Genomic DNA, 8,082 nt, shown 5'->3' with positions numbered 1-8,082 from the left:
TGGGTCGATGCATCGCCGATGGTAGTGTGGGGTTTCCCCATGTGAGAGTAGGTCATCGTCAAGATTAAATTCCAGAACCCCTGTTTGCTAACGCAAACAGGGGTTTTGTTTTGGGCGGTCGAAAAGGCGCGCGTAAAAACTAACCCGCAACTCTGCCGCTACCCACCTCAATTACCCTTCGGTCAATTCAATACAAAGTGTTTCGTCATATTTGGTATGGTGCAGCAGCTTTTCCCAGGGACCGACTTTTCTACCGCAGGATGCGGCATCGCCCTTATTCAACGAGATGCTGTAGAAATGCCCGAAGCCATACCGATCAAAGACCACGAAAAAGAGCACCGTCTGGTCAACAAGCGCCTGCTGGCCTGCGCAATACTGGTGCTTGGCATCACCTGCGCCCTGGTCGCCCGCATGTATTTCCTGCAAGTGGTGGAGTTCGACTATCACTCCACCATCTCCGAAAACAACCGTGTCCATGTTCTGCCCATCACTCCGACTCGCGGCTTGATCTATGACCGTAACGGTGTGGTCCTGGCCGATAACCGTCCCAGTTACAACCTGACCATCACCCGCGAACGGGCTACCGACCTGAAAGGGGAGCTGGACTCGATTATCGCTCTGCTGCACCTGCCAGCCGAAGACCGCGCCGTCTTCGACAAGGCCCTGAAGCAAGCGCGCCACCCGTTCGTGCCCGTGACGTTGTTCTATGAGCTGACTGAAGAGCAGATCGCCATACTGGCCGTCAACGAATTCCGCCTGCCCGGCGTGGAGGTCGAGCCGCAATTCGTGCGGCACTACCCACTGGGTGCACACTTTGCGCATTCCATTGGTTACGTGGGGCGCATCAACGAGAAAGAGTCCAAGGAGCTGGATTCGGTCGAGTACCGTGGCACGCAGTCGATTGGTAAAACCGGCATCGAGCGCTTCTATGAGTCGCAGTTGCACGGCCATGTGGGTTATGAAGAGGTCGAGACCAATGCCCAGGGCCGAGTCCTGCGGGTGCTCAAGCATACCGACCCGGTCCCCGGCAAAAACATCGTCCTGAGCCTGGATATCAAGCTCCAGGAAGCCGCCGAAGAAGCCCTGGGTGATCGTCGCGGTTCAGTCGTGGCCCTCGACCCGCAAACCGGCGAAGTCCTGGCGATGGTCAGCAAACCCAGCTTCGATCCCAACTCGTTCGTCACCGGCATCAGTTTCAAGGAGTATGCCGCGTTGCATGATTCCCTCGACCGCCCCTTGTTCAACCGGGTGCTGCGCGGTTTGTATGCGCCGGGCTCGACGATCAAGCCGGAAGTGGCTATCGCCGGTCTCGACAGCGGCGTGGTCACCGCCCAGACCCGGGTCTTCGACCCCGGCTACTACCAACTGCCGGACTTTGATCACAAATACCGCAACTGGAACCACAGTGGTGATGGCTGGGTAGATATGGACGCCGCCATCATGCGCTCCAACGACACCTACTTCTACGACCTGGCCCACAAGCTGGGGATCGACCGCTTGCACGACTATATGGCCGAATTCGGTCTCGGGCAGAAAGTCTCCCTGGATATGTTCGAAGAATCCGCCGGCCTGATGCCGTCCCAGGCCTGGAAGCGTGCAACCCGTCGCCAGCCCTGGTTCCCGGGTGAAACCGTGATTCTCGGCATTGGCCAAGGCTACATGCAGGTCACTCCATTGCAACTGGCCCAGGCCACGGCGCTGATCGCCAACAAGGGCGTGTGGAATCGCCCGCACTTGGCTAAAACCATCGACGGCGTGCCGCCAGCGGACGAAAACCCCATGCCCAATATCGTCCTCAAGAACCCGCGCGACTGGGATCAGGTCAACCACGGCATGCAAATGGTGATGCACGACCCGCGCGGGATTGCCCGGGCGTCGGCCGCCGGCGCGCAGTACCGGATCGCGGGCAAGAGTGGTACCGCGCAGGTGGTGGCAATCAAGCAGGGCGAGCGCTACAACCGCCTGAAGACCCGCGAGCGCAACCGCGACAACGCATTGTTCGTCGGTTTCGCCCCGGCCGAGCACCCCAGGATCGTGATTTCAGTGATGATTGAAAACGGCGAGGCGGGCGGCCGCGTGGCAGGCCCGGTGGTGCGCCAGATCATGGATGCCTGGTTGCTCGATCAACAAGGCCACCTGAAACCGCAGTACGCCACGCCGGTCAAGACATCGGGCGACCCTCGTGTCTAACGCCAGTATCGTCAAGCCGTCTTGGGCGAGGTTTCACTGGGTAGATAAGCAATTGCATTTAGCCGCAGTCTGCGCAGATAATGAGATGAATTATCATTAACGTGCTTGGCTGCCCGCGTGTCTACTCCTACCGATCCCAAGGTCCTTCTGGCAACGCTTTATGACGACAACCATCGCTGGTTGCGCGCCTGGTTGTATCGTCAGCTCAAGTGCCCGCAAGATGCGGCGGACCTGACCCAGGACACGTTTATCCGCATTCTGGACGCGCGCCAGCTCCATCAACTCGATGAGCCCCGCGCGTTTCTCAGTACCGTGGCGCGCCGCTTGTTGTTCAGCTTCTGGCGGCGCAAGCGGTTGGAGCAGACCTACCTCGACAGCCTGGCGCAGTTGCCGCACGCCTATACCCTTTCGGAAGAAGACCTGGCCCTGGTGCGCGAAGCGTTGGAAAGCATCGACCGCCTGCTCAACGGCCTACCGCCGCGTGTCCGGCAAATCTTTATGCTCAATCGCCTCGAAGGCTTGTCGCAGCCCGTCATCGCCCAGCAGTTGAGCGTGTCGCTGGCCACGGTAGAGCGCGATCTGCGCCGGGCTTTCCTGCATTGCCTGGCCGAGTCGGCGGACCTGACATGAGTTACCCCAAGGTGGACGCCACCACTCGCGCCGCCGTGGATTGGCTGCTACGCCTTGAGGCTGGGGATGACGACCCTGTGCTGCGCCAAGCCTTCGAAACCTGGCTGCGGGCCAACCCCCAGCACACCGTTGCCTGGCAACGTGTGGGCAGTTTGCTGCAGCAGCCGATTGCTGATTTGCAGCGCGTCGAAGCCCGCAGTCCCGGCCAATTGCGCGCCGTTACCCAGGCCCTGGCGACGCCGGATTCCGAATCGCGGCGCAAGGTGCTGCGCGGTGGCCTGGCCCTGGTGTTGTTCGGTGTCAGCGGTGCGGCGATCTTTGATCGCGCCCAGCCGCTCAATGGCCTGTGGGCCGACCGCCACACCGCCACCGGTGAGCGCAAGACTTTCGCTTTGGCCGATGGCAGCCGCCTGAGTCTCAATGCCCGCAGTTCGGTGGACATCCACTTCAGTGACAGCCGTCGCCTGGTGCGCCTGCGTGAGGGCCAAGTGTTCGTGGACGTCGCCGCCGACCCGCGCCGGCCGTTTGTGATCGCCACCGCCCAGGGCGAAGTCCAGGCCCTGGGCACGCAATTCATGGTGCGCCAGGAGGCCACCGGCAGCCTGACCTCGGTGCAATTGCACAGCGTCCAGGTCACCACGCTCGGCGGCAGCCAGCGCCGTGTAGAGGCGGGGGAGGCCGCGTGGTTCAGCGATGTCGATGTGCGCCCGGTACCGCTCTCGGTACGCAGCCGCACGGACTGGCGCGACGGTCGCGTGGATATCCGTGATGAGCCCCTAGGCCTGCTGATCGACGCCCTGCGGCCGTATCGCCGGGGCGTGCTGCGGGTCAGTGAGCAAGCCGCAAAAGTACGCGTCTATGGCGTGTACCCACTGGATGATCCGGAGCAAACCCTGGAGTCGCTGGCCCAGACCTTCCCTCTGCGCATCAGTCACTACGGCCCCTGGTTGACCCTGATTGACGTGCGCTGAGCAGCCAATGGGAATTATTTTCACTCAGCGTGAGGGGGTCGCCGATCTCGCGAGTCAAGGTTAGGGAACGCCAACCTGACAATGAGCATCCTCACCCTATGGCACCCTCGATGATCCGTCCCTGCCTGTTGACCCTGGCCGTAACCCTGGCTGTAGTCGGCCACCCCGTGGCCGCCCTGGCCGATACGGCCGCCAGCACCCAGCAATATTTCAATCTGCCCGCTGCAGCCCTCGGCGATAGCCTGAGCCGGCTGTCGCGGGAAAGCGGACGCACGCTGTCGGTCAGCCCGGCCTTGCTGCAAGGCCGCCGCGCGCCGGCGTTGCAGGGCCAATACAGCCCCGAACAGGCTGCGCAACAATTGCTGAACGGCAGCGGCCTGGGCCTGACCGTCACCGAAAATGGCACCTGGAGCCTGTACCTGCTGCCCGAAGGCGGCGCCTTGAACCTTGGCGCCACCACCGTCACCGGCCTGGTCGCGGAAGATGCCTGGGGCCAGGTGGATGGCTATGTGGCCACTCGCAGCGCCACGGCCACCAAGACCGATACACCGATCCTGGAGATCCCGCAGACCGTCAACGTGGTCACCGCCGACCAGGTCAAGGTCCAGGGCGCACGCAACCTGACCCAGTCCCTGCGCTACACCCCAGGCGTCGACACCAACGGCTACACCGACCGCAACACCATCGCCGACGAGCTGACCAGCCGTGGCTTTGCGCCCACCTTGTTGTATCTCGATGGGGCTTATCTGCCTTACGCCGGCAGCCTCGGTGGTGCGCCACAGATCGATCCCTACACCCTGGAACGCATTGAAGTGCTCAAGGGCCCGGCCTCAGTGCTGTTTGGGCAGAACCAGCCGGGCGGCATGATCAATCTGGTGTCCAAGCGGCCCACCACTGAAGCCAGGCATCAGGTCAAGTTTGGCGTGGGCAGTTACGACCGGGTCAATGGCGCCCTCGATTTCAGCGGCCCCCTCGATGAGGCAAAAACCTTGAGCTACCGTCTGATCGGCCTGGTCCGCGACGGTAACGAGATGGTCGACCATGCCACCGACAGCCGCACCTTGCTGGCCCCCAGCCTGACCTGGGCGCCCACGGATGACACTGCCCTGACGATCTATGCGCAGATCCAACGTGACAAATCCCTGGCCGACTACCAGGCGTTGCCGGCCATCGGCACCCTGTACCGCAACTCCAAAGGCCAGCATATCGACCGCGATACCTTCCTCGGCGACTCCGACTGGAACAACTATATTCGCGATCAGTATGTGCTGGGCTATGACTTCTCCCATGCCTTCAACGACAACCTGGAATACCGCCAGACCGCGCGATTTACCGACGTCAACGACCGCTACAAAGGTTTTTACCTGAACCGCTTCGTCGAACTGCCCGATGGCAGCACCGACGACACCCGCGCCAGCCGCACCAAGCTCGACTGGCGCCAACACAACAGCGCCTACACCCTCGATAACAACCTGCAGGCCAAGTTCGCCACCGGTGCCCTGGAACACACCTTGCTGGTGGGCTTCGATCACCGCGAATTCACCCGTAAATATCAGGGCTACAACCTTTACGGCGCAGAAATCATCGACCTCTACCAGCCGTCCAACTACCACACCTTTGGCCAGCCGCAACTGACCACCAAGTGGAACAACACGGTCAAGCAGACCGGCCTCTATGCCCAGGACCAGATCAAGTTCGACCGTTTCATCCTCACCATGGGCCTGCGTGAAGACTGGGCCGAAGTGATCAATCGCGACCTGCTGGACCACAGCACGGTGTCGCAGAAAGACAAGCAGCTCACGCGTCGCGTCGGCCTGACTTACCTCACCGACTTCGGCCTGGCGCCCTACGTCAGTTATGCCGAGTCGTTTCTGCCCAGCGTCGGCCGGCTGGCCCCGGCGCGTGGCGGCGGCGCCTATAAACCGGTGGAGGGCGAGCAGTATGAGGCAGGCCTCAAATACCAGCCCAACGACCAGTCGCTGCTGACCTTGTCGGTGTTCCAGATCAAACAGAAAAACGTCCTGACCGGCGATCTGATCTATCGCGAATACCAGTTGCAGGAGGGCGAAGTGCGCTCGCGGGGCGTGGAATTTGAAGGCAAGGCCCGGTTTGGCCAGGTGGAGTTGATCAGTGCGCTGTCGTACCTGGACGCGATCTATACCAAGAGCAACTACGGCGACGAGGGCAACCGCAGCGAGGCGCAGGCGCCGTGGAGCGCCAGTGCCTGGGCCGACTACCACTTTGCCAGCGATGCCCTGGCCGGCCTGACCGTAGGCGGTGGTGCGCGGTATACCGGGAAGAAGTACGGCGACTCGGCCAACACATTCAAGACCCCGTCGTTCGTGGTCTTTGACGCCACCGTCAGCTACGACCTGAGCCGCGTCAGCCCCACATTCAAGGGCGCCGAAGCCAGCCTCAACGTGCAGAACCTGTTTGACCGCGAGTACGTCTCGTCCTGCAACTACTCCTTTGGCTGCTATTACGGCCAGGAGCGCACCGCGTCCCTGGCCGTGTCCTACGATTGGTGAGCTACTTGATCACCACCGGATTCACCGGCGCGCCGCTGCCACCGACAATCTTCAACGGCGCGGCGGTGTAGAGGAACTTCCACTGGCCGTCGTCGGCACAATCGGCGGCCAGATCCTCCAGCAGCACGATCTCGGTAAAGGCGATGCCGAGGTTGCGCATCAGCGCGCAATGCAATGGAATCTGCACCCCCGACACCGGATCGGTGATCACCTCATTGGCGATGGTGTCGGTCACCAGGTTGGGGATTTCCATGGCGTGGAACCACTCCACCAGTTCCCGGCTGTAGGTCAGGCCAGGCTCCACCAGGTCCTTGAAGAACTCGGTCTTGCCATACTCGTAGAACGCGCCCATGGAGCCGGTACGGATGATCAGGATGTCGCGTTTTTCGATGGTCACCCCCTGGGCCTTGGCGGCGGCCAGCAAGTCCAGGTGGTTGAAGGTTTCGCCACGGCCCAGGTATTTCTTGCCGCGATGGCGGGCCATGTCGATCAACACCGCACGCCCGACCACGCCGCGCTCGGCAATCGCCAGCACACTGGCCTTGGCCATGCCGCCGACGGTGCTCATGGCGTCGTAGCCGTTCCACAGTTGATTGTCGTACCAGGCATGCCCGAGGGCGTCGTACTGGGTCGAGCCTTGCAACTGCATGAAGATCACATCGTCGCAATACGCCGCGCCGCCGGTCATTTCGGGTTGCTTGCCGAAGTGATAGTGGCTGTGATCCAGGGTATTGAAGCGCATCGACGGGTTGCGCGCCGGCCACATCGGGTCACCGCCCGGATGGCCGATCTGCACTTGCAGGGTGAAGGTCTTGCCCTGGCGCACCGAAGCGACACCGCGCAGTACTTCGGCTTCGGTCAGGTAGTTGAGGGCGCCGACTTCATCGTCCGGTCCCCATTTGCCCCAGTTCTTGGGCAGGCCTTCGAGTAATTGCCTGGTGTTCGGTTCGTTCTTGTTATGTAAGTCACACATATCGACTCCGATCCCTTTGGTCGTTGAGTTACACGCAGCGCCCACCGTCGACTTCAAGGCAGGTGCCGGTGATAAAGGCCGCTTCGTCCGAGGCCAGGTACAGGCAGGCATTGGCCACGTCTTGCGGGGTGGAAAAACGTCCCAGGGGGATGGTCGCCATGAACTTCTGGCGGTTTTCCGGGGTGTCCGGCACGCCCATGAACTCACTGAGCAACGCGGTTGCGCCGACCACCGGGTTCACGCAATTGACGCGGATATTGTCCGGCCCCAGCTCCGCCGCCATGGTTTTGCTCATGACCACCACCGCACCCTTGCTGCCGTTATACCAGACCAGTCCCGGGCGCGGGCGGATCGCTGCGGTCGAGGCAATATTGACGAACACGCCGCCGCCCTGGCCGCGAAAATGCGGCACAAAATGCCTGGCGCTGAGGAAGATGCTTTTGACGTTGACCGCGAACACCCGGTCGAACTCGGCCTCGTCCACTTCCAGCATCGGCCGGTTGCGGTGGGTGGTGCCGGCGTTGTTGATGACGATATCCAGCGCGCCGAATTGCTCCAGGGTGGCGCGCAGCAGCGCGCCCACGCTTTCGTCGTTGGCCACATTGACCTCGACGAAATGGGCATGGCCGCCGCTGGCGGCGATCTCATTGACCACCCGCTGGCCGCCGGTGGCGTTCATGTCGGCGACGATAACCCGCGCACCCTGTTGGGCAAAGGTCTTGGCGATGCCTTCGCCAAACCCGGAGCCGGCGCCGGTGACGATGGCGACTTTGTTTGCTAGACGCATGGA

6 protein-coding genes are annotated in these 8,082 nt (G+C 61.9%); 4 read left to right on the top strand and 2 right to left on the bottom strand.

Annotation, left to right across the window (positions count from 1 at the left end; translation table 11 throughout):
* Positions 1–297: 297 nt before the first annotated feature.
* The 4 genes from mrdA (at position 298) to HBR94_RS17345 (ending at position 6,319) form a co-directional block, all read left to right on the top strand.
* Positions 298–2,190 carry a penicillin-binding protein 2 gene (gene mrdA, locus HBR94_RS17360; RefSeq protein WP_170045273.1) on the top strand — a complete coding sequence of 631 codons (1,893 nt, stop codon included), beginning with the start codon at positions 298–300 and terminating at the stop codon, positions 2,188–2,190.
* A gap of 117 nt (positions 2,191–2,307) precedes the next feature.
* Positions 2,308–2,820, top strand: coding sequence for a sigma-70 family RNA polymerase sigma factor (locus HBR94_RS17355; RefSeq protein ID WP_170045272.1), 513 nt, complete (start codon positions 2,308–2,310; stop codon positions 2,818–2,820).
* Positions 2,817–3,791, top strand: a complete 975-nt coding sequence (locus HBR94_RS17350; RefSeq protein ID WP_057959047.1) for a FecR family protein — start codon at positions 2,817–2,819, stop codon at positions 3,789–3,791. Before HBR94_RS17355 ends, HBR94_RS17350 begins: the two co-directional genes overlap by 4 nt.
* Before the next feature lie 98 nt (positions 3,792–3,889).
* Entirely contained in the window at positions 3,890–6,319 is a 2,430-nt protein-coding gene (locus HBR94_RS17345; protein ID WP_170045271.1) for a TonB-dependent siderophore receptor, read from the top strand.
* A 1-nt stretch (position 6,320) separates the two neighbouring features.
* Here HBR94_RS17345 and HBR94_RS17340 read toward each other — a convergent pair whose 3' ends face one another.
* Positions 6,321–7,292 (bottom strand): cyclase family protein, encoded by a 972-nt coding sequence (locus tag HBR94_RS17340; RefSeq protein ID WP_057439132.1) that lies wholly within the window; start codon positions 7,290–7,292, stop codon positions 6,321–6,323.
* 28 nt (positions 7,293–7,320) lie between these two features.
* The gene (locus HBR94_RS17335) at positions 7,321–8,079 is read right to left on the bottom strand and encodes an SDR family oxidoreductase (RefSeq protein ID WP_057439131.1); all 759 of its coding nucleotides are present in this window, start codon (positions 8,077–8,079) and stop codon (positions 7,321–7,323) included.
* Between the last annotated feature and the right edge of the window lie 3 nt (positions 8,080–8,082).

This window comes from Pseudomonas sp. WS 5412 (assembly GCF_012985615.1).
Classification (GTDB): domain Bacteria; phylum Pseudomonadota; class Gammaproteobacteria; order Pseudomonadales; family Pseudomonadaceae; genus Aquipseudomonas; species Aquipseudomonas shahriarae.
Note: the sequence above shows the minus strand (reverse complement) of the source record. Positions and strands in the feature narration are given on the sequence as shown.